Origin of the sequence: Tundrisphaera macrotermitis (genome assembly GCF_051175315.1) — a bacterium.
Classification (GTDB): Bacteria; Planctomycetota; Planctomycetia; order Isosphaerales; family Isosphaeraceae; genus Tundrisphaera.
The window spans coordinates 596696-621884 of record NZ_CP195100.1 but is presented as its reverse complement, the minus strand read 5'-3'; the positions used below and the strand labels follow the sequence as shown (position 1 = coordinate 621884).

General features: G+C 71.8%; 11 protein-coding genes. 5 read left to right on the top strand and 6 right to left on the bottom strand.

Going from position 1 to position 25189, the window contains the following annotated elements:
• Positions 1-22: 22 nt before the first annotated feature.
• From TA3x_RS02915 to TA3x_RS02890, 6 genes are all read right to left on the bottom strand, one after another.
• Entirely contained in the window at positions 23-1129 is a 1107-nt protein-coding gene (locus TA3x_RS02915) for an efflux RND transporter periplasmic adaptor subunit (protein ID WP_435018602.1), read from the bottom strand.
• 133 nt (positions 1130-1262) lie between these two features.
• Positions 1263-1997 carry a TetR/AcrR family transcriptional regulator gene (locus tag TA3x_RS02910; protein ID WP_435018601.1) on the bottom strand — a complete coding sequence of 245 codons (735 nt, stop codon included), beginning with the start codon at positions 1995-1997 and terminating at the stop codon, positions 1263-1265.
• 182 nt (positions 1998-2179) lie between these two features.
• On the bottom strand, positions 2180-12142 hold the full coding sequence (locus TA3x_RS02905; RefSeq protein WP_435018600.1) for an SdrD B-like domain-containing protein: 9963 nt from the start codon (positions 12140-12142) through the stop codon (positions 2180-2182).
• Between the two features lie 599 nt (positions 12143-12741).
• Entirely contained in the window at positions 12742-13023 is a 282-nt protein-coding gene (locus TA3x_RS02900) for a hypothetical protein (RefSeq protein WP_435018599.1), read from the bottom strand.
• Between the two features lie 120 nt (positions 13024-13143).
• The gene (locus tag TA3x_RS02895) at positions 13144-16371 is read right to left on the bottom strand and encodes a protein kinase domain-containing protein (protein WP_435018598.1); all 3228 of its coding nucleotides are present in this window, start codon (positions 16369-16371) and stop codon (positions 13144-13146) included.
• An 84-nt stretch (positions 16372-16455) separates the two neighbouring features.
• Positions 16456-17169 carry an RNA polymerase sigma factor gene (locus TA3x_RS02890; RefSeq protein ID WP_435018597.1) on the bottom strand — a complete coding sequence of 238 codons (714 nt, stop codon included), beginning with the start codon at positions 17167-17169 and terminating at the stop codon, positions 16456-16458.
• A gap of 688 nt (positions 17170-17857) precedes the next feature.
• Here TA3x_RS02890 and TA3x_RS02885 point away from each other — a divergent pair.
• The 5 genes from TA3x_RS02885 to TA3x_RS02865 all read left to right on the top strand — a co-directional run bounded on the left by TA3x_RS02885 (position 17858) and on the right by TA3x_RS02865 (position 25184).
• The gene (locus TA3x_RS02885; protein WP_435018596.1) at positions 17858-19297 is read left to right on the top strand and encodes a S41 family peptidase; all 1440 of its coding nucleotides are present in this window, start codon (positions 17858-17860) and stop codon (positions 19295-19297) included.
• Between the two features lie 33 nt (positions 19298-19330).
• Entirely contained in the window at positions 19331-21130 is a 1800-nt protein-coding gene (locus TA3x_RS02880; RefSeq protein WP_435018595.1) for a cytochrome c peroxidase, read from the top strand.
• A gap of 310 nt (positions 21131-21440) precedes the next feature.
• The gene (locus tag TA3x_RS02875; protein WP_435018594.1) at positions 21441-22802 is read left to right on the top strand and encodes a cryptochrome/photolyase family protein; all 1362 of its coding nucleotides are present in this window, start codon (positions 21441-21443) and stop codon (positions 22800-22802) included.
• A gap of 118 nt (positions 22803-22920) precedes the next feature.
• Positions 22921-23916, top strand: coding sequence for a glycoside hydrolase family 43 protein (locus TA3x_RS02870; protein WP_435022277.1), 996 nt, complete (start codon positions 22921-22923; stop codon positions 23914-23916).
• Positions 23917-24050: 134 nt separating this feature from the next.
• Complete coding sequence (locus tag TA3x_RS02865; RefSeq protein ID WP_435018593.1) at positions 24051-25184, top strand: MFS transporter; 1134 nt, start codon at positions 24051-24053, stop codon at positions 25182-25184.
• Positions 25185-25189 lie beyond the last annotated feature (5 nt).

The following is a 25189-nucleotide window of genomic DNA, read 5'->3' as shown; positions in this document are numbered from 1 at the left end:
CGTCGAGTGGAGGCCGCGCGGTTCAGTCCGCGACGTGGACGGGCTCGCCGTCGCGGAGGCGATGGACGCCGGTGGCGACCACGCGGTCGCCGGCATGGAGCCCGCGATCGGGCCCCTCGGAGTCCATCCGGAGGACGACCCGGTTGTCCAGGACGTCGTCGAACGCCACCGGCACCTGTCGGGCGACGTCGCGGCCGTCCTCGCGGGCCACCCGGTAGACGGCGGGATGGCGGTCGGGGTTGTCGACGGTGATCGCGGTGAGCGGCAGCAGGCGGGCCTTCCGCTCGCGTCGGAAGTGGGCCGTGGCCACCATCCCGGGGCGGAGGCCGCGCGGGTCGTCGATGCGGACCTCGACCGGGTAGGACCGGGTCCGCTCGTCGGCCGTCGAGCCGATCTTGTAGATCACGCCGTCGAAGGTCTCGCCGGCCAGGGCGTCGGCCGTGACGACGATCGGCTGGCCGATGGCGAGCCGCCCGACCAGCGTGTCGGGCACTCCGAAGCCGATGACCACCCGCGACAGGTCCAGGAGGGTGAACGCCGCCTGGTGGGCGGCGACCCGCTCGTAGGTCTCGATCGCCCTCGCGGCAACCGTCGCCCCGTCGAACGGGGCCGCCAGCATGCAGTAGTCGAGGTTGGCGTCTGCCTGCTGGAGCCCGGCCCGGGCCCCCTCGACCTCGCGTCGGGCGACCACGACGGCGGCGGCCGAGGTGTGCAGCCGGGCCCGGGCGTTGTCCAGGTCCGAGCTGGTCGCCGAGTTCCGCGCCACCAGGCGTTCGATCCGGCCATGGTCGAGCCGGGCCAGTCCGGCGTCGGCTTCCGCCTGGACGAGCCGCCCCTCGGCCGCGGCCAGCCGCTCGGCGGCGATGGCCCGGTCGCGGCGATGGTCGGCCGGGTCCAGCCGCGCCAGGACCGTCCCCTTCTCGACCCGGTCCCCCGCGTGGACGTCGCGCATCCCGCCGCCCGGCCCGGCCACCTGGAGCAGCGACTCGACCGTCCCCCCGACCCGGAAGGAAAGCTCGGCCTTGCGGAACTCCCGGACCACCGCGCTATACGACGTGCCCGAAGCCACTACCTCGTCGGCCACCGGCACCAGCCGCACCGAGGGGGGCTCCGGCGGGACGATCTTCACCTTATGGGACTCCGCCAGCGCGGCCAGGCGGCCCCGGCCCACCAGGATCAGGGCGACCAGTACCGCGACGACGACAAATCCTTTCGTCGCTTTCCGACGATTCGTCGATTTCGGCGCAAAAAAAGACGCCCGTTCAGGCGATCCCGGCGGCGCGGCATTCATCGGCAAAGACCTCGCGGATGATCCGGCCACGGGCGCCGGCGTAGTCGAATTCCGAGGACAGGGGCCGCCAGCCGAGGCCATCGAGCAGGGCGATCAGGCTGCGCCCCATGGCGGCGAACGGTTCGTCGATCCCCAACCGCTCGACCAGCGAGTCGAAGTTCAGCAGGACGATCTGGGTGCCCAGGGCCAGCGAGACGAGGGCGAACGAGACCCCTTCGGGACGTTGCGGCGGCTGCAGGGAAAGGTCGCCGCCGGCGATCGCATCGCGTACCAGCCCGGTGACGAGGTCGAGGCACCGCCCCTCCATGTCGCCCAGGGCATCCCGCCGCGCCGCGGAGGCCCGATCGTCCAGGTCGGCCATCCGGATCACCATCTCGGAGCGGAAATGGTGCGGGTGGAGCTTCGCGAACAGTTCGTCGGCGACCAGCAGCCCCATCAGCCGGGCACGCGGGACGCCGTCGAAACGGGTCGCTCGCCCGAAGAGGTCGAGCCTCTGCTGGCAACTCTGGACCGCCAGGGCCGCGACCAGATCTTCCTTGGTGGAGAAGTGCTGGTAGATCGTCCCCTTGGAATATTCGGTGGCCTCGGCCAGGCGGTCCATCGTCAGGCCGGCAAAACCCTGCTCGATCAGCATCCGGCGCGCGACGTCCAGGAGCATCTGCTCGCGGTTGGACACTTCCTTCTGTTTCCGCGCCGTGGTTCCCATGGCCCGATTATCGACGGATCGTCGATTTTCGTCAAATCGTTTTATCAGGCAAAGGGTCGAGGCTGGACGGGAATGGACCCCGGCCAGCCTCGACCCTCCGAATGGCATCGTCATCTCGGGGTGCGTCGCGGTCATCCGCCCGCCTTGGGGCGGCGACCGCGACGGCAGTCCCCGTCGAGGATTCATGCCGTGCCGGGCCCGAGCCCGCGATCGGCCGCGGCCCGTCGGACATTGCCGACCCGGAGCGCCGACCGCGAGAGCAGGGTGCCGGACACGGTGGGGAAGAACCGTTGGAAGAGCGGGCCGCGGGGCACGGGGCGTTTGATACCGCCCGGTCCCATGAGCGGGATGAGCCGGCAGCCGGCGACCGGCATCTTGGCGAAGTCGACCTGGGAGGTGACGCCCGCCTCGACGGCGACCGCCGCCACCGCTTGGGAGGAGACCCTGGCCCGCGAGCTTCCGACGGCCGGGATGACGCGGAAGAAGCGAGTGCGGCCGTCCTGGACCGAGTAGGTGCCGGGCCGGAGCCCCTCGAATTGATACGCCCCGGTCGCGTCGGTGGTCGTCGCGATCCGGATTGTCCTCCCCTGGTCGTCGACGCCGGTGAGGATGACGCGGATCGTGGCGATGCCGAAGTCCAGCCCCGGGTCGTACACGCCGTTGCGGTTGCGGTCCAGATAGACCACGCCGGCCACTCGACCGGCGGGCGGTGCCGATGGCCCGACCGGCGGCCTGGCGGCCGACGCGGCGGCGAAGGCGTATCCCACGCCCGCGTCCCCCTCGCCGAGCACAATCCCGTCGATCCGGCCGCCCGTCGCCCGGCCGCCCAGGCTGCCGACGACGCCCGGCGAGCCGTCGCCCGCCCCGAGGACCAGCGAGTACACACCGGCGCGGAGCCCGACGAAGAAGTACGAGCCGTCGTCGGCCGTGATGGCCACCAGGCGGACCGGGTTGCCCTCCGCGTCCGTCCCCTCCAGGACGACCGGGACGCCGGCCCGGCCCGACTCGCCGGGGTCCTGGACCCCGTCGCCGTCGAGGTCGTCGAAGATCCGTCCGCCGAGGCTCGACGTGCCCGCCGCCGGGGCGGCCGGGGTCGCGACGATCCCGGATCGGGCGACGTCGTCCGCCGCCGAGGCGTCGAACTGGTCGGAGCCGACCGGCCCGGCGGAGAGTGCCTGATCCCCGGCCGCGATCGCCTCGATCGCCAGGGCCAGCACCGCCGAGCCGCCCGCGGGGATCGGCCCGGCCAGCCAGACGCCCGAGGCCGCGTCGTAGCTCCCCTGGCCGGGCACGGCCGAGACCAGGCGGAAGCCGGGCGGCAGGGCGATCGGGATCCGCACCCCGGTCGCGCCGTCGGGCCCTCGGTTGGAGGCGATCACGCGGAGGTCGATCCGCTGGCCGACCACGATCGTCGGCGGCAGCCCCTCGACCCGGACCGACAGGTCGACCCCGCGCGGGGCGACCGTGGTCGAGGCCTCCCGCCCGTCCGGGCTGGGGTCATGCTGGTCGCTGGATCGGATCCGGGACGTGATGGTCGCCGCCCCCGCCCGGGCGACCCGCGCCCGGACCTGCAGCGTCAACGGCGCCCCGGGCTCGACCGAGGCGATCGACCAGAGGCCGGTGGCCGGGTCGAATCCGCCCGCGCCGGCCTCGGCCGAGACGAGTTCCAGCCCCTCGGGCAGCAGGCTGAGGATCGAGACGTTCGTGGCGGGGTCCGGCCCGGCGTTGGTCAGCGTCAGGGTGATGGTCACCACCTCGCCGGCATTCGGCGCGGGGTTGTCGACGGACTGTGTCAGGGTGAGGTGGGCCTTCCGGGGGGCGACCGTCGTCGAACCCGCATTGTTGCCGGGGGTCGGGTCGAACTGGTCGACCGCCAGGACCGAGGCCGAGGGCGAGACGACACCCGGCGCGACCACCCGGGCGACCAGCCGCAGCACCCTCGGGGACGAGGGGTTGACCGTGCCGGCCGTCCAGGTGCCGGTGGCCGGGTCGTAGGTCCCGGCATCGGGCGTCGCCGAGACGAACGCCAGCCCGGCGGGCAAGGCGGCCGAGACCGCGACGCCGGTCGCCGGGGCGCCGACGTCGGTCAGCGTGACCGTGATCGTGACCAGGTCGCCGACGTTGGGCCGGGCGTTGTCCACCGTCGTGGACACGGACAGGTCGGCCGTCGGCGGCGTGACGGCGACCGAGGCGGAGTTGTTCGCGGCCGTCGGGTCGAACTGGCCGAGTTGGGCGACCGTCGCCGTGAAGGTCCGGCGCCCCGGCGAGGCCACCCGGGCGACGATCCGCAGCGTCCTGGGCGCCTCGGAACTGATCCCGCCGACGAGCCAGGTGCCGGTCGCCGGGTCGTAGGACTCGCCGTCGGAGGACGACGAGACGTACTCCAGGCCGGCGGGCAAGGCGGCGACCACCCGGACGCCCGAGGCGGAATCGGGCCCCGCGTTGGCGACGGTCACGGTGAAGGTCACCAGGTCGCCGACGTTGGCGCTGGGCGCGTCCACCGAGGCCGCCAGGGACAGGTCGGCCAGGCGGGGGGCGATCGTGGTCGATCCCGTGTTCCCCTCCGACGTCGGGTCGGACTGGTCGACCCCCGCGATCGAGGCCGTCGGGGCGAACGGGCCGGGGGCCTCCACCCGGGCGACGATCCGCAGGACCCGGGGGGTCTCGGAGTCGACCCCGCCGACGGCCCAGGTGCCGGTGGCCTGGTCGTAGGTCCCGGCGTCGGGCTCGGCCGAGACGAAGGCGAGCCCGGCGGGGAGCAAGGCCGCGACGCGGACGCCGGTCGCGGCGTCGGGCCCCGAGTTGGAGACGGTCACGGTGATCGTCACGAGCGTCCCGGCGTCGGGCCGGGCGACGTCCACCGAGGTCGTCACGGACAGGTCGGCCTGCTGGGGGGTGATCGACGCGATCGCGGCGTCGTTGCCCGGCTCCGGGTCGAACTGATCGGCCCCGAGGATCCGCGCCGACAGGGTCGCCGGGGCGGCGGAAACGACGCGGGCGACCAGCCGCAACACCCTCGGCGTCCCGGGCTGGGCCACGCCCACCGTCCAGGTGCCGGTGATCGGGTCATAGGCCCCCCCGTCGGGGTCGGCCGAGACGAACGACAGGCCGGCCGGCAGGAGTCCGAGGACGCGGACCCCGGCGGCAGGATCCGGGCCCGAGTCGGTCAGGGTCATCGTGAAGGTCACCAGGTCGCCGACGTTGGGCCGGGCGTTGTCCACGACGGCCAACAAGCCCAGGTCGGCCTGCTGGGGGATGATCGTGGCGGTGCTCGCGTCGTTCGCTTCCGTCGGGTCGAACTGGTCGACGAGGGCGACCGAGGCCGTCGGGGTGATCGAGCCGGCCTCGGCGACCCGGGCCACGACCCGCAAGGTCCGGGAGGCGCCGGGGGCGAGCGTCCCCAGGGTCCAGGCCCCGGAGATCGCGTCGTAGGACCCGCCATCGGCGGTGTCCGAGACGTAGACGAGCCCGGCGGGGAGGATGGCGTCGATCCGGATGCCGGAGGCGGCATCGGGGCCGGTGTTGCTTACGGTCACGGCGATCGTCACCGTATCGCCGACGTTGGGCCGGTCGTTGTCGACGGAGGCGGCCACCGACAGGTCGGCGACCTGCGGCGTGATGGAGACGCTCGCGCCGTCGTTCGCCGCCGACGGGTCGAACTCGTCGGCCGAGTCGATGCCGACCGTGGCGACCTGCGTGCCCGCCGCGACGACCCGGGCGCGGACCTGGAGGGTCAAGGTCGCACCCGCCGGGACGGTGCCGACCGACCAGAGGCCCGAGGAAGCGGAGAACGTCCCCTGGGCGGGGGACGCGAAGATCGGCTCCAGCCCGGCGGGCAGGGCAACCAGCAGGGACGCGTTGTTGGCGTCGTCCGGGCCATCGTTGGCGACCGTGATCGTCAGGACGACCTCATCTCCCACGTTGGGCCGGGCCTCGGTCGAGACGATCGACACCGACAGGTCGGCCTGCTTCGGCGTGAGGGTGACCGAGCGGGTGCCATTGGTGGCGTCGGGGTCGAACCGGTCGGACGGGGCGATCGTGGCCGTGTACGTGATCGGCGAGGGGGAAGCGACCCGGGCGCGGAGGACGAGGGTCGCCGACGAGCCCGACGCCAGGGTGCCCACCTGCCAGGTTCCGGTGGCCGGGTCGAACGTGCCCTGCCCGGGCGCGGCGGAGTCGAATACCAGGCCGGACGGCAACGCATCCGCCACGCGGACGCCGGAGGCGGCGTCGGGGCCGGAGTTGGAGAGGACAAGAGTGAACGTCACGACGTCGCCGACGTCGGGCGTGACGTCGTCCGCCGTCATGGCGAGGCCGAGGTCGGCGAACCGGGGCGTGACGACGGCCGAGATCGCGTTATCGTCCGCGACCGGATCGGACTGGTCGAGGGCGACGACGGTCGCCTTGATCGGGATCGGGTCGGCCGAGACGACCCGAAGCCGCAGGGTGAGGCGGGTCGAAGAGCCCGCGGCCAGCGTGCCCACGGTCCATGTGCCGGTGGCGGCGTCGAAGGAGCCGAGGTCGGGGGTGTCCGCCACGTACGCCAGCCCGGCGGGCAGCGGGACGCCGACCCGGACCCCGGTCGCCTCGTCGCCTCCGCGATTCCGGAGGTCGAGGGTGACGGTGATGACGGCGCCCACGTCGGGCCGCTCGGCGTCGATCGCGAAGGACAGGCCGACGTCGGACGACTGGGGCTCGATCGTCGCCCCGGCCTCGTTGTCGTTGGGGTTCGGGTCGAACTGGTCGGCCTCGTCGATCGTCGCGACGACGGTCGCCGCCCCGGGCTCGGCGACGAGCACACGAAGGATCAGCACCGCCGAATCGCCCGAGGCGAGCGTGCCGACCGTCCAGAGTCCGGTCTCCGAGTCGTAGGTGCCGAGGCCGGCCGAGGCGGAGACGAACGACAGGCCGGCCGGCAGGGGGACGGCCACGACGACCCCGGTGGTCGCGTCGATGCCGAGGTTCTTGAGCGAGACGGTGAAGGTGACGACATCGCCCACCAGCGGGGACGGGTCGTCCACCCGGTTCGTCAGGCGAAGCTCGGCCTGCTGCGGCTCGATCGAGGTCTCGGCCGCGTCGTTGGCCGACGCGACGTCGAACTGGTCGACGGCCTGGACCTCGGCCCGATTGATCATCGCGTCGGGATCGGTGACGATCACGGTCAGCGTCAGGGTGGCCTCGTCGCCCGGGGCCACCGAGCCCACCGTCCAGAGGCCGGTGGCGGAGTCATACGCCCCCTGGCCGGCGGACGAGGTGTACGCGAGGCCGGCCGGCAGGATATCCTTCAGGACGACGCCCGTGGCGGCGTCGGGGCCGGAGTTGAACACGCTGATCGTCAGGGTGATGGTGTCCCCGACGTTGGGGATCGGGTCGCTGACGACGTTGCCGACCACGAGGTCGACCCGCCTCGGGCGGACGAAGGCCGAGGCCGCGTCGTTGCCCGGCGCCGGGTCGGCCTGATTGGCCCCGGCGATCGTGGCCGTCAGCGGCGGTGGGGCGACCGACACCACCCGGGCCCGGAGGGTCAGCACCGCCGGGGTGCCCGGGATGACGTTCCCGACCGTCCAGAGGCCGGTCTCCGAGTTATAAGACCCGCCGATCGCCGAGGAGTCGACGAAGGCATAGCCGGCCGGGATCGGGACGGCCACCGAGGCCCCCGTGGCCGCGTCGGGGCCGAAGTTGGTCAGGGTGAACGTGAAGGTGACGACCTGGTTCGCGCCGGGGTTGGGCACGTCGACCGCGGCCGCGAGGCCCAGGTCGGCCCGGGCGGGGGTGATGACCGCCGATCCGGAGCGGTCCTCCGGGGTGGGGTCGAATTGGTCCGAGGCGACGATCGCGGCCGCGAAGTCGGCGGGGGACGGGGCCGCGCCCTCGTAGGTGATGACCATCGTGACCTCGTCGCCGAACACGACCGAGGGGATGGTCCACACGCCCGTGGCCCGGTCGTAGGTCCCCAGGCCGACCTCTTCCATGAGGAGGACCAGCTCGACCGGGACCGAGGTGGCGATGCGGACGTTGGTGGCGTCGTCGGGGCCGAAGTTCCTCACCCGGACGAGGAAGGAGATGGCCTCGCCCACGATGGGTTGGGCCGGGTAGGCCCCGACCGTCAGCACGAGGTCGGACCGCAGCGGGGTGACGGTGGCCGAGGCGACGTCGTCGGCGGCCGCCGGGTCGAACTGGTCGGCGCCCAGGATCGAGGCCGCCAGGGTCGCGGGGTCGCCGCCGGTCACGATCGCCCGGATCGTCAGCGAGGCCGAGCCCTCGCCCGCCAGCGTCCCGACCGACCAGGTGCCGGTCCGGGCGGAGTAGGTCCCCTGCGAGGGGGTCGCGTCCTGGAACCGCAGCCCGGCCGGGAGCGCCGCCGCGATCCGGGCCCCGGTCGAGGCGTCCGGCCCGGAGTTGTTGAGGGTCACCACGAACGTGACCAGGTCGCCGACATTCGGCCTCGCCTGATCGACCGAGGCCCCCAACGACAGGCCGGCCTGCCGCGTGACGAGGAAGGTCGACGCGTTGTTGTTGGCCTTCACCGGGTCATACTGGTCCACGCCCTGGACCGAGGCCACCACGTCGCCGGAGGTCGGGGCGACGACCGACAGCCGGAGGACCAGGGTCGCCTCCCCGCCCGGCGCGATCGTCCCGACGGCCCAGGTGCCGGTGGCGAGGTCGTAGGTGCCGGGTCCCTGGGCGGTCGCCAGGGTCAGGCCCGCCGGGAGGCTGTTGGCGATCGCGACGTTGGTGGCGGGGTCGTCGCCGGCGTTGGTCACGGTCACGCGGAGGGTGATCGTGTCGCCCACGTTGGGCGTCGCGTCGGAGAGCACGGAGGCGACCGCCAGGTCGGAACGCTGCGTCGTGAGCGACGCCACGGCGGTATTGTTGGAGGCGGACGGGTCGAACTGGTCGAGGCCGGAGATCGAGGCCGAGGCGGCGATGGAGCCGATGCCGACGACCTGGCCCAGGATCGTCAGGGTGATCGGCGTGCCGGGGGCGACCGTGCCGACCGTCCAGGTGCCGGTGGCCTGATCGTAGGTCCCGGCTTCGGGGATCGCCGAGATGAAGGCGAGGCCGCCGGGCAGGGGGGCGGAGATCGCCACGCCGGTCGCGGTGCCGGGGCCGGGGGCCGTCACGGTCACCCGGTACTGGACCACGGCGTTGACGTTGGGCCGGGCCTGGTCGAAGGCGGAGGCCAGCGACAGGTCGGCCTGCTGCGGGGTGCTCGTCGCGGTGGCCGCGTTGTTCGCCGGATTCGGGTCGTACTGGTCGCTGGCGAAGATCGACGCCGTGTTGGTCGTGGCCGCCGGGGCGGTGACCCGGGCCCGGATCGTCAGGTAGTTCAGCGTCCCCGAGGGGACCGTGCCGGCCGTCCACATGCCGGTCGTCGGGTCGTAGTTCCCCAGGGTCGGCGTCGCCGACAGGAAGAGGAGTCCGGCGGGCAAGACGTCCCGCACCCGCACGTTGGTGGCGGCGTCGGGGCCGGCGTTGCCCAGGGTGATGGTGAAGTCGACCTCATCCCCGACGAGCGGGGCGGCGTTGCTCACCGCCTGGGTGGTGGCGAGATCCGCCTTCTGCGGGACGATGCCGACCGACGCGGCGTCGTTGTTCGGGGCGATGTCGGGCTGGTCGGCCTGGGAGATGCCGGCGGCGCTGGCGATGGCGTCGGGCGAGTCCACCCGCGCGGTGACCCGGAGGACGGCCTCGGATTCCGAGGCGAGCCCGCCCACGACCCACACGCCCGTGGCGGTATCGAAGGTCCCCTGGCCCGCGACCGCGGACAGGATCGTGAGCCCGGACCCCGCCGCCGACAGGAGCCGGACGCCCGTGGCCGCGCCCGTCCCGCCGTTGGACACGCGGGTGGTCAGCACGACCACGTCGCCGACGTTGGGCCGGGGCTTGTCGACCGTCTTGGCGACGGCGAGGTCGACCGTCCGGGGGGTCACCGCGACCGACGCCGTGTTGTTCGCGGGCGTCGGGTCGTACGTCGACGCCGACAGCACCGTCGCCGTGGCGATCGACGCCGAGGCCGAGGTGACGTCGGCCGTGAGGGTCAGGGTGGCCGGCGTGCCGCCGATCGTGGCGATGGTCCAACGGCCCGTGGCCGGGTCGTACGTCCCCACGCTCGCCACGGCCGAGACCAGCGAGAAGCCGGCCGGGAGCCGGTCCGAGATCACGACGTTGGCCGAGGCGTCCGGGCCCAGGTTGGTCAGCGTGGTGACGAAGGTGACCCTCTGGCCGACATAGGGCCGATTGTCGCCGACGGCCTTGGTCAGGCCCAGGTCGGCCCGGAGCGGGGTGATGGTCAGCTGGCTGGTGTTGTTCGCCGGGACCAGGTCGGGACGCCCCGAGGCGGCGATCGTGGCGGTGTTGACGACCGCCGAGGTCGCCACGACGCGGGCCACGATCGTCAGCCGCGCCGCGCCGTCGAGCGTGCCGACCGTCCAGACGCCGGTGAGCGGGTTGTATGACCCGACGGTGGCGGTCGCCGACTGATAGACGAGGCCCGTCGGCAGCAGGTCGTTGACGACCACGCCGCCCGCCAGGTTGGGGTTGTTGTTGGCCAGGTCGATCGCCAGCGTGACCAGGTCGCCGACGTTCGGGGTGAGATTGCTCGCCGTCTGGCTGAGGGACAGGTCGGCCGCCTCGATCACCGTCACCGACGAGACGCTGGTGCTGGCCGAGAGGCTCGCCCCGGTGGACTGGCCGGACAGGCTGATCGCGGACTGGGCGGCGATCACCGTGTTGTCGGGCGTCGTCTCGGCGACGATGACGCGGTAGGTGACCGTCGTGGAACCGCCGACGGCGATCGTCCCGCCGGCCGATGAGGTCGCCCCGGTGCCGAGCCGCACGGTGAGCCGGCCGGTGGCCATCTGGTAGTCGGCCTGGTCGTCCCCGGCCGCGTCGGTCTTGGGACCGGCGTTCGCCCCGGAGCCGATGGCTAGGGACCCGGGGACGTAGCGTGTGCCGTCCGGCAGCGGGATCGACAGCACGACGTTGGTGCCGGCCTCGCCGGAGGTGATCCGCACCGTATCGGTGTATTCCAGGACGTCACCCGGGGAGACGACGCCGCCGTTCAGGTCGGCCACGGTCTTGGTGGCCTCGACGACCGGCGCGTAGAGGTCGATGGCCGTCGTCACCACGCCCGGGTAGTAGGTCTCGTTGTCGGTGGTCAGGTTGATCGTGGCCGAGGTCGCCCCGTTGGCGATCAGGCCGCTGGTGGCGATGATGTCGGCGTCCAGGCCGAACTGGTTGGCATAGTTCGGGCTCCGCGTGGTGACCGGCACCCCCCGGTTGCTGATCGTGCTGTTGAGGAAGTTGTCGGCCGGGTTCTGGGCATCCGACAGGGTCGACCCGTTGAACTTGAGGGCGTCGCCGTTGTAGCCCCGATCCCCCTCGTAGGTGATGAATCCGAGGCTCGCCTTGACCGCGCCGGAGAGCGGGGCCTTGAACCCGCTGATCGGGATCGTGACGTTGGGCGTCTTGGTGTCGACCACGGCGAAGCCGTCGAAGACCGTCAGGTTGCGGGGCGGGGCCGACGGGTCGCCGTAGGCGATCACCATCGACCACCCGGCCTCCTTGTCCGCGCCGATGTTCGCCTGGACGTTGGCCACCCCGTAGGTGCCGACCCCCGCCGCGCGGACGGCCGCGGTCACGTCGGCGAAGGCATGGTAGTCACCCGTGCTCTGAGACCCGACGATCGAGCCCGTCACGGTCGTGTAGCCCGCCGAACCGGGCGTCTGGAAGAGCACCCGGTTCCGGTTCGCCGACGACGATTCCGCCCCCCAGTACAGCCCCGCGAACAGGACCGTGGCGCCCCGGGGGAGGGCCAGGTCGGCCCGGCTGGAGTTGAACGTCGAGGCGTCCGAATCGATGTCCACGTAGGCCATCGAGAAGTCGTTATTGTTGAGCTTCGTCCCCACCCCCGCCCGGGCGTTGGCCGCGCCCGACTCGCGGTCCGGGGCGGTCATCAGCGTGTTGGCGACGAAGGCGATGTCGCCGTTGGCATTCGTCCCGAACCGCACGGAGAATGGGGTGATTACTGCCGGCATGAGTCGGGATTCGAGCCTGGTCAGCGGCTCGCGGAGCGAGATGGATCTCGACCGGTTCCGGGGGCGGCGGGCGACGGGGCTCGGATCACGGTGTTTACGGCTCATGGTGGTCGAGTGATCCTTCTCTGGTGCTTCGATCCGGCGGGGAGGGCGCCGCCCCCACGATGAGTCGACGGGCCGAATGGGCCAGGCATATAGGCCATGACAGGGTCACCATAAAACGCGAATTCGGGCGATGCGAACTCGCCATTGGAAGATTTCTTGTTCATACCAGTTCTCGACATCCCGAAGGATATCCTTGGCACTTCCACGAAGGCGAAGTTCCACCGGGATGGCCGGCCGACGCTGGCCATCCCGGTGGTCCCCATCGCCCCGGGAGGCCGGGAGTATCATCGGCGCAAGACGGCTTCATCGCCGTCGGGACGTGCCCTGGGAGGGGCAATTCGCCGCTTAACAGCGCACCACACACACGGCACAATCCAGATTACACACGCACACAAATTCACCAAGCATTAACGGTCACAATCCATACCTGCTATCCAATAAAATCGCATTCCATATCGCCGCACAGCCGCCATATCAATGCCCATGGCAGTCGAATCGCATGCACGTCGTTCGCTCGGCACAGGACGCCGCCGCACGCCTGCGGTGACGGGGTTAGATTCCGGTGAATCCCATCCGCCCTGCTCCCCGCGATCGCGATGTCATCTCCAGCCAGAGCGGGATGTTTCCAGGGGCAAGGAGCGATAACGGGGCCCATCTCCGGTCATCAGCCACATCGGCTCCGTGCATGTTATCGCCAGGAAGCCGAGCAGGACGGACCCGGGGATCGTGACCCCGTACTCGTAATTGTCCCAAGTCTGCGGCGGGATGCCGATCCTGTCGGCGAGGTCCGGCACGCCGGCTTCGCCGAAACATTCGACCCGGATGGTCCGCAGTCGGGTGGCGAGTTCGAGACTCCCGACCTTCTCCAGCATCGTGCCCATGCTCGATACCTCCAACCAGGCTCAAGTTGCGAACAGGCCCACCGGGAAATCCGATGGCGGACTCAAGGCACCACATGTTCATGATCTTCTCACCCATAGATATCCAACGGCCCGGCTGCCTCATTTGGTGTCCCTGAAATCGATCTCGCCCACGCGTCGGGACAGGGCGCGGACGTCCTCCCAGAGGGCTTCCCACTCCCGGCGTTCGGACGGCGATAACCGGCCCAGCGCCTCGGATCCCCTCACGCTCGAAAGGTCGCGGGTCGACGTCCACCGCGCGATGCATCGGGCGACGTGGAATCGGCATTGGGGCGTCCTCGCGTCGAGTTGTTTCCTCCAGGTCTCCATGTCGGCCCGGAGCAAGCCGAGCGCCTTGCGACGAGACTCCTCGCGCATGGCGAAGATCCGGGGGGCGTCCCCCTCCATCGTGGTCGCGGCGAGGACGGCATTGCAGGCGGCGTCGAAGGGGACCGTATGCCAGTGGTCCTCGATCAATTCGGGGTGATCCTCCAGGGCGGCCGCGAAGAGCCGGCCCGCGGAGTCGTGATCGCGCCGATCCCGGAAGACGGCGGCGAGATCGAGGCACAGGTCCACGTCGCGAGGGATCTCCTCCCGGGCGATCGGGATATGCATCGCGTCGGCCCGCGTCGCCAGGTCCCGGAGGCGGGCCAGCCGGCCCACCGCGCCCGCATCCCGCACCTTTCCCATCGCCAGATCATCGAGCACGGCGATGGCGGCCGACGCCTGCCCGCGGGCGAGCAGGACGGAGACCAGCCCTTTCGCAGCGTCTCCATTGGACGGGTCGAGGTCCAGGGCCCCCTTGAACTCCCCCTCGGCCTCCTCGCTGGCGGGGTCCGCGAGGCGGAGGATCTCGCCGAGCGAGACGCGGGCGGCCGGCCCGGGGCGGGTCCTCGCGACCTCGCGGGCCAGGGCCTCGGCCTCCTCCGAACGGCCGAGCCCCACGAGCAGATTCCTGAGCATGTCCTGGGCATAGTCGTAGCCCGGCTCGCGCCGCAGGACCTCCCGATACGCCTCGATCGCCGGCTCGATCTTGCCCTGGATCGCCAGGGCGTATCCGAGATGGACGCGGCAATCGCCGCAGTCCGGCTTCAGGCGCACCGACTCGCGCAGCTCGATCTCCCCCCGCTCCGGTTGGTTGCGATCCAGGAGGTTGTTGCCGAGGTTGAATCTGACGTAGTAATCCAGCGGGCGCAGGCGGACGGCCGCCTCCAGTTCGGAGGCAGCCCCCTCGTGGTCGCCATTCTCCCTGAGGCCCCGGCCCAGGACGACGTGGGCCGGGGCGGACTTCGGCCGGACGGCGACCGCGGCCGCCGCGAACTGGAGCGATTGCCTCCTCAGGTCGGCCGAATCGGCCTGCTGGAGCCGGATCGCCAGCGTGAGGTTGATCCAGAAGTCGTCGGGGTAGACCCGTCGGGCCGATTTGAGCACGGCCAGGCTGTGGGCCAGCAGGTCCTCCCGCGCCCCGCGCGTCGCGCCGGTGAGCACCCGCCCCAGCAAGCAGAGGCCGGTCGCCGTCCGGGCATCCAGCCGCGGGTCGGAGGCCAGGCGGACCAGGGAAGCCTCATCCTGCCGGGCGAACGCATCGCGGACGGCGTTGGTCCAATCGTCGGGATCCGAGGCCCGGGCGGCGAGCAGCGGCCGCTCCCATCCCGCATCGCCCGGGTCGAGCACGCCCGGGCGGCGATGGGCCAGTTGCCTCCGGATGATGGCCCAGTCGTCCAGGGCCGCGGCGATGGCCTTCGCCGTGATCGCGGGGCGACGGCCCACCGCCCGGCCGATGTCCTCCGGATCCCCGGAGTCGAGGTCGATGCCGGCGTCCCGGAATGCGTCCCTGTAGTCGGAATCGATGGCCGGGAGGTTGACGAGGCCGTCGTGGCAGCGGATCCGGTCGAGCTGCCGGACCAGGACCGCGTCCGCCCGGGTCGCATCGAGGCCGCGTCCGATCTCGTCGGAGATCCCCCTCAGGCGCCGGAGAGATCCGGGATCGGCCTCCTGCTCCAGCAGATCGGACGCCTCCCGGGCGGCCGCCATGGCGACCTCCCACCGCTCCGGTCGGCCATCCGGGTCCGCTTTCGCCGCGTCGCGGAGGGCCTCGACCCGGCCCAACGCCGTCGCCACGCGGTCCCTGTTGACCTGGCGACGCCTCGCGACGACGCCGAGTCCGGCGCCGACGGTCACCAACAATGACAGGACCGCGACGACCAGGGCGGTGGTCAGGCGCCGTCGTGCCTGTTCCTCGGCGGCGCGGGCATCGGCCTTGGCCCGCGCCAGCTCGGCGACCCGGAGTCGCTCTCCCACCGAGTCCAGATAAGCTTGCAAGCGATCCGCGACGACCGAGGCGTCGGGGGGGCGACGCGAAGGATCCGGCTCCAGGCAGTCGCACGCCAGGGCCACGAGCCCGGGGTCCGCCCCGCTCGCCCCGAGCCTTGCGATCGTGCCCGAGAGGTCCCCCTCCGCCGAACGCTTCAGCACCTCGATCGACGACGCCCCTTCGTAGGCCGGGCGTCCGGTCAAGATCTCGCAGAGGATGGAGCCCAGGCTGAAGACGTCGGACCGCTCGTCGATCCGGCAGGGGTCGCCGGATGCCTGCTCGGGGGACATGTAGGAAGGCGTCCCCAGGACCGCCCCGAATCGCGATTCGGCGGGGTCATGGGCGCCGGCCTCCTGCCCGCCCGGCGATCCGATGTTGGCCGGCCCCCCGCCTTCGCCGAGGACCTTGGCCAGCCCCCAGTCCGTGACGTGGACCTCCCCGAAGGGGCCCAGCAGGATATTCGACGGCTTCAGGTCCCGGTGGATCACCCGGCGGGAATGGGCATAGGCGACGGCCCGGCAGACCTGGAGGAAGACGCCCAGGAGACGCGGACGCTCCGGCTCGGAGGCCGGGGTCGGGCGCATGAATTCCGCCAGCGTCTGCCCCTCGACGAGCTTCATCGCGATGTAGGGGAGTTCGTCGTCGCAACGCCCCAGCTCGTAGATCGGGACGATCCCCGGGTGCTGGAGCGTCCCGATGATCCGGGCCTCCGCGATGAACCGGCGGAGCATCTCGGGGCGCTCGCGGTACGGCGGCCTCAACACCTTGATGGCCAGGTCACGCCCGAGCCGCTGGTCCCGCGCCCGGTAGACGCGGGCCGAGCCCCCGTGGGCGATCGGCTCGAGGACGAGCAGCGGCGTGGCCGACGGCCCGCGATGCTCGAAGCTCGGGGCCGAATCCCCGGTATCATCGTGCGCGGCCAGCCCGATCGCCATCAGGCAGGTGGGGCACAGATCCAGGGGCGAGCCGGGCAGCGAGAGGTTCGGGCAAGATGGGCCGTGGCCGGAAGCGATCATAATCACCCTCGTGCGAGGCGGGGATCGTGACCCCATCCCTCTACAGCTTTATAAGGGATATTCCGGCCGACCTGACTCGCGCGGTCAATCCGACGAGAGCAGTTCGAGCATCGTGCGGATTTCCTCGTCGATCTCCGCGTCCGTCGGGGAGGCGAGGGTCGAGGCCACCTCGCTCCGCAACGCCTCCCGATACCTGCGACGGAGCCGGACGATCGCCGCCTGGACGGCGGCCACCGTGGTCCCCGCCTCCGCGGCGAGTTCCGCATAGGGCCTGGACCGCATGCCTTCCGTCAACGACGCCTTGAGGCGATCGAAGCTGTCCCCCCGCCCGGCATCGACCTCCTGCCGCTCCAGGCGGTCGAAGGCCCGGCCCAGGAGGGACACGGCCCAGGCGCGATCGAAGAGTCGCTCCGGGTCCAGGTCGAGGCTCAACTCCTGCGAGAATCTCCTCTCGGCGTCGTCGATCGGCAGGAAGGCCGCCCCCCCGCCATGTTTGACGCTGCGCAGGCGGTCGGAGTGGTCGGCGAGGAAGTAGGCACAGTCTTTCCGGAGGAGGGAGCGGAAGCGGCCCCGGCCGCGATCGGCGGCCCGCATCAGTCGGCCGTCGAGGATCCTGATGAAATATTCCTGCGAGAGATCGCTCGCATCCTCCGGCGTGTAGCCGCGTCCCCGGATCATGGCGTAGACCGGATACCAGTAAGCGATGCACAATTCTTCGAGGGCCGCCTTCGATCCGGGAGACCCGGGGTCGGCCGCGGCCGAGACCAGGGTCCAGCGAGTCGTCGGGAATCGGTCCATAGGAGAGGCTCCGCCCAACACGATACGATCTTTCAGGATCGGCCCAATTAACGACCCCCCACCGGATGAGGAGTTTAATGCCACGGTGGACGCGTCGTCCACACGAGGAGCGATGGAGCGTGCCGGTATCGCGGGCCGGCCCCGATGCGTCGGTCCGATGGCGAACTCGGTCCATCCATCTCGGGGGCTCATCCCGGCCCGGCGGCCCGAGTCCTACCCTGGCGGCTTGCCGAAGGATAGGCATCGGCGGCCCGGCCTCGCCTCACCGCTCGCCTGGGGGGAGGGCGGTCGATGGGCCCATCTGAATCGGCCGGCGGGGCGCAGGCGCCGCCCGAGGCGACCTCGTCCGGGATCGCCCCCGGACATGCCCCTCGATCCACGCCGCCAGGCCCTCGCCCGGCACCATGATCGGCGCGGCCCAACGCCCCTCGGCGGCACCCTTCCCCCGCACCCCGGAACGGCCCGATCGCCCCGCCACGGCCGGACGGGGCCGCCGCCAGGACCGGACCACCCGCCCGGGTGATGCCAGGCCGAAGGCCCGAATGGCCCGCAAATTCGACTGATGGCGACCGGCTCCCGGCCCCGTGCGGCCCAGGGCCTCGGGGGCCCGGCGTGACATCGGCATCTGGCCCGAGTAAACTCGTGTCGAAACGAACCCGGGCGAGATCCAACTTCGGAGGGGAACGTGATGCGTCGATCGCTCCTCGTGGCCTTGGGCTGGGCATTCGCACCCTTCGGCGCCGCGGCCGCCCCCGCCGATCTCGCGCCGCCCCCGGCCGATCTCGCCCGGCGTGCCGAGGCGATCGCCGATGCGGTCCTATCGCGCCAGATCGACCCGCCGGCACGGCAGCAGATGTTCCTCGACGGGCTCAGGGCCGTGTACCTCGCGGCCGGCGTCCCCCATCCGGCCGACCTGGCTCGGCGGGCTTCCGCGATCGCGACCCCCGAGCCACTCGCCGCCCTGCTCGTCGAGGCCTGGCCCCGCTCCTCCGCGGTGGACCTGAAGGCCGGCGCCCTCGAAGATGCCTTGCTCCGGGGCATGCTCTCGGGGATCCCCGGCGCCTCGCTCCTCTCCGACAAGGAGCTGCGGGTTGCCGAGCAGATCGAGGGGAACCTCTACGTCGGCGTCCAGATCGCCATCGCCTACGACGTGGCGGAGAAGCGGCCGGTGATCGCGAAGGTTCTCGAGGGCGGGCCCGCCGATCGCGCCGGCGCCCGCAACGATGACCGGATCGAGGAGATCGATGGCGTCTCCACCCTGGGCATCCCCCTCGCCGAGACGATCGATCGGCTCCGCGGGGCGGAGGGGACCGACGTCGTCGTCCGGCTCCGCGGCAAGGCATCGACCGAGGCCCGCACGCTGACCATGACCCGGGGGCGGCTGCCCCGCGAGACGGTCATGGGCGTCCGCAAGCGGCCCGACGGCGGCTGGGCCTTCCGCATCGACGGCCCCGACGCGATCGGATACCTGAGGCTCGATTCCATCTCGGGGAGCACGCCCCAGGAACTCCGGCAGGTCGCCCCCCGCCTCGAAGCCGAGGGGGTCCGCGCCCTGATCCTCGACTTGCGGGGGGTCTCCCAGCCCGGGCTCCATCCCACCGTACTCCTTGCCGACAGCCTGCTCGACGGCGGGACGATCGGGCGAGTCCGCACCGGCGACTCGGTCGAGGCCTACGAGGCGGAGCCCGACGCCCTGTTCCGCGACCTGCCCCTGGCCGTGATCGCCGACCGCACGACGACGGGGGCGGCCGTGTGGCTGTGCGCCGCGCTGCAGGACAACCATCGGGCCGTGGTCGTCGGCACGCCGACCGGCGCCGATACCGAGGTGCAGTCGACGGTGGCGCTCCCGGGCGGCGGGTGGTGGTTGCGGATGACGACCGGCCGCCTGGAGCGGGGCGACGGACGCCCGCTCGCCGGCCCGACGCGACGGAGATCGGAGATGGGGCGGCTCTCGCGATTCGAGCCGTTCGACGCCCAGGATGGGATCTCCCCGGACCTCCCGATCGTGCACCTCGGCCATGGCCCGATCGGACGGGTCGACGTGGCGTCGGATGACCCCAGGATCGATCCATTCGTGGCGAAGGCCCTCGGGCGTCTCGCCCGGGATCTCAAGCCGGCCGGCCCCTGATCCATCGGATTCCCGCGTATCGAGGTGAGAGACATGGCCGGAACCGGGCGGATCGGTGTCTTCGCGACCGGCGTCCAGCACGTCGCGGCGATCCTGGCGTTGGTGGCCTGGGCCGGCCCGCAGGTCGGCGGCGGTCTGACGGCGGAGGAACCGGCAGCGACCCGGTCGAGACATCCGGTCGCGCTGGCCTTCTCGCCCGACGGCTCCCGGCTGTTCGTGGCGAATCGGGACAGCGGTAGCCTTTCGGTCGTCGACCCCGCGGGGGCGAGGGTCGTCGCCGAGCACGACGTCGGCCGCAGCCTCGCCGACGTCGCCGCGCTCCCCGACGGCCGCCACCTGCTCGCGGTCGATCGGGGGGCGGACGTCCTGCTCCTGCTGGAGTGGCGGGACGAATCGGCCCGGGTCATCGGCCGGCTCGCGGTGGGGACCGACCCGGTCCGTCTGCTCGCCTGGGGCGACGGATCGCGATGCGCCGTCACCTCGAACGGGGCGAGGCGGGTGACGCTGGTCGACCTCACGCGGGGCGCGGGAGAAGAGTCGCCCGTGATGAAGGTTTCCTGCGCGATCGAGCTGCCGTTCGCCCCTCGCGAGATGGCCCTGGTCCGCGACGGGTCGCGCCTCGTCGTCGCCGACGGGTTCGGCGGCAAACTCGCCGTGATCGACCCGTCGCCGGGCACGCTCGAATCGATCCGCACCCTCCCCGCGCACAACATCCGGGGGCTCGCGACGTCGCCCGATGGCCGGTCGCTCGCCGTGGCGCATCAGACGCTCCACCGCCTGGCCCGGTCCAGCTTCGAGGATGTCCACTGGGGCTCCCTGATCAACAACCACCTCCGTTTCCTGCGGGTCGACGCCGTGACGACGGCCGGCACCGACGCCGACCTGCTGCGGGGCGGCATCCTCCGCGACCTCGGCGGTCCGGGGGACGCGGCCGGCGACCCCTCGGGCCTCGCCTTCGGCCGGTCGGGCGACGTCCTGGTCGCGCTCGGCGGCGTGGGCGAGGTCGCGCTCGGCCGCGACCCGTGGTCGGAAATGCGGCGGGCCGCCGTCGGCGGCGGGCCCTCGGCCGTGGCGATCGACCCCAAGGGAGCGGCCGGTTACGTCGCCGACGGGTTCGACGACACGATCTCCGTCGTGGACCTCGCGACCGGCGCGCGGGTCCGGACGATCCCGCTGGGGGACCGGCCCCGGCCCACCCCGGTCGCGCTCGGCGAGCGCCTGTTCCGCGACGCGCGGCTGTCGCATGACGGCTGGATGAGCTGCCACAGCTGCCACACCGACGGCCACACCAATGGGCTGCTGGCCGACACGCAGGGGGACGACTCGTTCGGCACCCCCAAGCGGGTCCCGTCGCTCCGGGGCGTGGGGGCGACGGGACCCTGGAACTGGACCGGGTCGAGCGACCGGCTCGAAGATCAGGTCCGCAAGTCGATCGAGACGACCATGCGCGGCCCGTCGCCCTCGGACGATCAGGTCGACGCGCTGGTGGCCTACCTCGGCTCGCTGCCGACCACCCGGCCCACAGCGTCGGTCGCGGCGGCCGACGCGGTGGAACGCGGCCGGGGGTTCTTCCTCGCCCGCCGCTGCGGCGAGTGCCACGCGCCGCCCAACTACACCTCGGCGGGGAGCTACGACGTCGGGTTGGCCGACGAGGCGGGACACCGCAAATTCAACCCGCCCTCGTTGCTGGAGGCCGGCGTGCGCGGGACGTACTTCCACGACGGCCGGGCGAAGACCCTGGAGGAGGTCTTCGTCAAGTTCCGGCACCCCCGCGACGCCGCGACCTCGCCCGAGGAGGCCGCCGACCTGGCCGCCTTCCTCCGGTCGCTCTGATCCGGGCGAGAGACCCTTGACCAGGAGTCGGCGAATCCCGGGCGGTTCGAAATGACGGGCGAACGCGGATACCACGCGTCCGTCCCGGAATTCACGGCCGCGCGTTGGCCATCCCAACCATCGTCCCGGGGATCGGGTTCGCTCGACGTGACCACCGGGTGGACGAGGAGCAGGACAGTTCTCGAAAGCGCAGCATTCTCGGGCCGCTCCTTCGGGTCCGGTTTGGTGCAACGATCGTTGACGTGCGCCTACAATCTCGCGGCGACCCGGTCGCGGGCCGCCGATCCCGTCGATCCGGACGAGTTCCTTCATGCACCTGGTCTGGCACCGAACCGAACTGCGGACCCACGACCACCCCGCCCTGGACGCCGCCGCGCGGTCGGGCGAGACGGTCCTTCCCCTGGTCATCATCGACCCGATCATCTTCGGGCGGCCCACCACCACCCCGCGGCGTCAGGCGTGGTTCCTGGAGAACGTCCGGGCCCTCCGCGAGTCGTACCGGGCGCTGGGCTCCGACCTGATCGTCCGCGAGGGCGTCCCGCATGAGGTCCTCGGCCGGCTCGCCGGGGAGGCCAAGCTCACCCATGCCCACTACATCCGCAACCACACCCCCTACGCCCGCGAGCGCGACGAGGCCGCCGACCGCGTCCTGCGCGAGGCGGGCGTCGAGGTCCACGCCCACCCCGGCCAGTACACCCACCCGCCCGGCGAGGTCCGGACCAACTCGGGCGGCCGCTACACCGTCTTCGGGCCGTATGGCCGCAAGTGGCTGTCGCTGCCGAAGCCCAAACTGGCCCCGACCCCGTCCGATCTGCCGCCCGTCCCCCGGCAGATCGCCCGCGGCACCATCCCCGACGTCGCGAGCGACATCCCCCTGCCGGAGGCCGGCGAGCGGGCGGCCCTGGCCCGGCTGGAGTCGTTCCTCCGCCACGGCGAGGAAGGCTACCCCGTGGCCCGCGACTTCCCGGCCCGGAGGCCCAGCACGTCGCACCTGAGCATGTACTTCAACATCGGGGCGCTCGGGCCCCGCGTGGCCGTCCATCGGTCGCACGACAGCAAGTGGCGGTCGGAACTCGCCTGGTGGGACTTCAACGCCGAGGCCCTGGACCACCACCCCGAGGGGGCGACCCTGGAGTTCAAGGAGCCGTGGCGCGGCTTCCCCTGGCGGGACGACCCGGCGGAGGCCAGACGCTGGGAGGAGGGGATGACCGGCTTCCCGATGGTCGACGCCGGGATGAGGCAGCTCCGGGCCACCGGGTTCATGCACAACCGGGCGCGGCTGGTGACCGCGTCGTTCCTGACCAAGCACCTCCTGATCGACTGGCGGGTCGGCGAGGCGATCTTCCGGGGCCTGCTCCTGTGCGGCGACTCGGCACAGAACATCGGCAACTGGCAATGGGTGGCCGGCTGCGGCTACGACGCCTCGCCCTACTTCCGGGTGCTGAACCCGGTGTCGCAGGGCGAAAAGTTCGACCCGAAGGGGGACTACGTCCGCGAGTGGGTGCCCGAACTGGCCGGGCTGCCGGGCAAGTCGATCCACCGGCCCTGGAAGGCCGCCAAACCGCCCGCCGGCTACCCGGCGCCGATGATCGACCTCGACTTCGGCCGCGAGCGGTTCCTGGAGGCCGCCCGCGCGTTCCTCCGCCGCCCGAGGAAGGACGCCGGCGGTTGACCCGGGCGGGCCGATCCTTGTCGAGCTTTCCCGTCGTCTGGGATAATGGCCGACGCCGCGTGCCGCCGGCCCCCCCGCGGCGTCCCGTCCCGACCACCCGGGCCTGAATCTCCCCATGATGTACCGGACCTGCCGCCTCCTCGTGCCCGGACTGCTCCTCCTGGCCGGCTTCGCGTCCGCCGACGGGCCGGCGAAGACCTCGGGCAACCCGATCCTGAGCGGCCACTACGCCGACCCCGAGGCGGTGATCTTCGGCCGGACCTACTGGATCTACCCGACCTACTCCGCCCCGTACCGCGATCAGGTCTTCTTCGACGCCTTCTCGTCGCAAGATCTCGTCACCTGGCAAAAGCACCCGCGCATCCTCGACACCGGCAAGGTGACCTGGGCCAGGCGGGCCATGTGGGCCCCCTCGGTGATCGAGAAGGGGGGGAAGTACTACCTGTTCTTCGGCGCCAACGACATCCAGAACGACCGGGAGGTCGGCGGCATCGGCGTGGCCGTCGCCGACGCGCCCGAAGGCCCCTATCGCGACCACCTCGGCAAGCCTCTGGTCGACCGGTTCCACAACGGCGCCCAGCCGATCGACCAGTTCGTCTTCAAGGACGCCGACGGCGCCCACTACCTGATCTACGGCGGCTGGCGGCACTGCAACATCGCCCGGCTGAACGACGACTTCACCGGCTTCGTCCCGTTCGCCGACGGGTCGACCTTCCGCGAGATCACGCCGGAGAACTACGTCGAGGGGCCGTGCATGTTCATCCGCAACGGCAAGTACTACTTCATGTGGTCCGAAGGGGGCTGGACCGGCCCCAACTACAGCGTGGCCTACGCGATCGGCGACTCCCCATTCGGCCCGTTCCGCCGCGTCGGCAAGGTCCTGAAGCAGGACCCCGCCATCGCCACCGGCGCCGGCCACCACTCGGTGATCCGGGTGCCGGGCACGGACGAATACTACGCCATCTACCACCGACGCCCGCGCGGCGAGACCGACGCCAATGCCCGCGTCACCTGCATCGACCGGATGGAGTTCGCCGAGGACGGCACCATCAAGCCGATCCGGATCACGGTCGAGGGCGTTCCGCCACGGCCGATCGATTCGACCAACCGGTGACGTCGGCTTCTCGCTCGCGGGCGGATCATCTCGTTTCAAGCACACGACTTCCCGGGGGCAGTCCGATCGCGATCATCGAATCCGGAGCGGAGGCAACGGTCGCCCCGCGGCTGACCCGGCGGACCACCGCCGTGATGGCCGTCGGGTGTGGCGTGACCGTGGCCAACCTCCACTACGTCCAGCCGCTGCTCCCCCAGATCGCCGGCAGCCTGCACGTCCCGGAGGGGAGCGTCGGCCACATCCCGGCCCTCCCCCAGATCGGGTACGCCCTCGGCCTGCTCCTGATCGCCCCGCTGGGCGACCGGGTCGAGCGGCGTAGCCTGGTGTTGTGGATGCTGGCGGCGGTGGTGGTCTCGCTGGTCGCGATGGCGGCCGCGCCGACCCTGGGACTGCTGGCGATCGCCAGCTTCGTTCTGGGCGTGACGACGATCACCCCGCAGTTGCTCCTGCCGTTCGCCGCCCATCTCGCCCCGCCCGGGGAGCGGGGACGGGTGGTGGGGACGGTGCAGGGGGGGCTGCTGGTCGGCGTCCTGCTCTCCCGCGCCGTCAGCGGCCTCGTCGGGGAGCAGTTCGGCTGGCGGGCGATGTACGGGATCGCCGCCGCCCTCTCGGTCGCGCTGCTGGTGGTCCTGCGCCGGACGCTGCCCCGGGACGAGGGCGACGCCGGGTTGACCTACGGGCAACTGCTCCGGTCGCTCGGGGAACTGGTCCGGGACGAGCCCGCGCTGCGTCGGGCATGCCTCTACGGTGCGGCGACGTTCGGGGTGTTCCTGGCGTTCTGGTCGACGCTCGCGTTCCACCTCGCCGGGGACCCGTTCCGCTACGGGAGCGGGGTCGTGGGGCTGTTCGGGCTGGTGGGCGTGGTCGGCGTGCTGGCCGCGTCGGCGGTCGGCAAGCTGGCGGACCGGACGGACCCGGGGCTGATGGCGGGGCTGGGGCTGGCCGTCATGCTCGTGTCGTTCGCCGTGCTCTGGGCCGGCCGGGCCCACCTGGGCGGGATCGTGGCCGGCGTCATCCTGCTCGACCTCGGGATGCAGATGACGCACGTCTCCAACCAGGCCCGGATCTACTCGCTGAGGCCCGGCGCCCAGAACCGGCTCAATACCGTGTACATGGTCTCGTGCTGCGTCGGGGCCGGGGTGGGCTCCTTGATCGGCGGGATGGCGTGGTCCGGGCGGGGCTGGGGCGGGGTCTGCCTCGCCTGCGGACTGATGCTCGCCGGCCCCCTGGCCGTCTTCGCCGCGAGCCTCCGGCCCCGGACCCGGTGATCGCC

Coding starts and splice junctions, on each gene's coding strand:
- TA3x_RS02875 (WP_435018594.1), top strand. CDS start 21,441: ATGCACCTGGTCTGGCACCGAACCGAACTGCGGACCCACGACCACCCC.
- TA3x_RS02910 (WP_435018601.1), bottom strand. CDS start 1,997: ATGGGAACCACGGCGCGGAAACAGAAGGAAGTGTCCAACCGCGAGCAG.
- TA3x_RS02890 (WP_435018597.1), bottom strand. CDS start 17,169: ATGGACCGATTCCCGACGACTCGCTGGACCCTGGTCTCGGCCGCGGCC.
- TA3x_RS02885 (WP_435018596.1), top strand. CDS start 17,858: ATGCGTCGATCGCTCCTCGTGGCCTTGGGCTGGGCATTCGCACCCTTC.
- TA3x_RS02895 (WP_435018598.1), bottom strand. CDS start 16,371: ATGATCGCTTCCGGCCACGGCCCATCTTGCCCGAACCTCTCGCTGCCC.
- TA3x_RS02870 (WP_435022277.1), top strand. CDS start 22,921: ATGTACCGGACCTGCCGCCTCCTCGTGCCCGGACTGCTCCTCCTGGCC.
- TA3x_RS02865 (WP_435018593.1), top strand. CDS start 24,051: ATGGCCGTCGGGTGTGGCGTGACCGTGGCCAACCTCCACTACGTCCAG.
- TA3x_RS02880 (WP_435018595.1), top strand. CDS start 19,331: ATGGCCGGAACCGGGCGGATCGGTGTCTTCGCGACCGGCGTCCAGCAC.
- TA3x_RS02900 (WP_435018599.1), bottom strand. CDS start 13,023: ATGGGCACGATGCTGGAGAAGGTCGGGAGTCTCGAACTCGCCACCCGA.
- TA3x_RS02905 (WP_435018600.1), bottom strand. CDS start 12,142: ATGAGCCGTAAACACCGTGATCCGAGCCCCGTCGCCCGCCGCCCCCGG.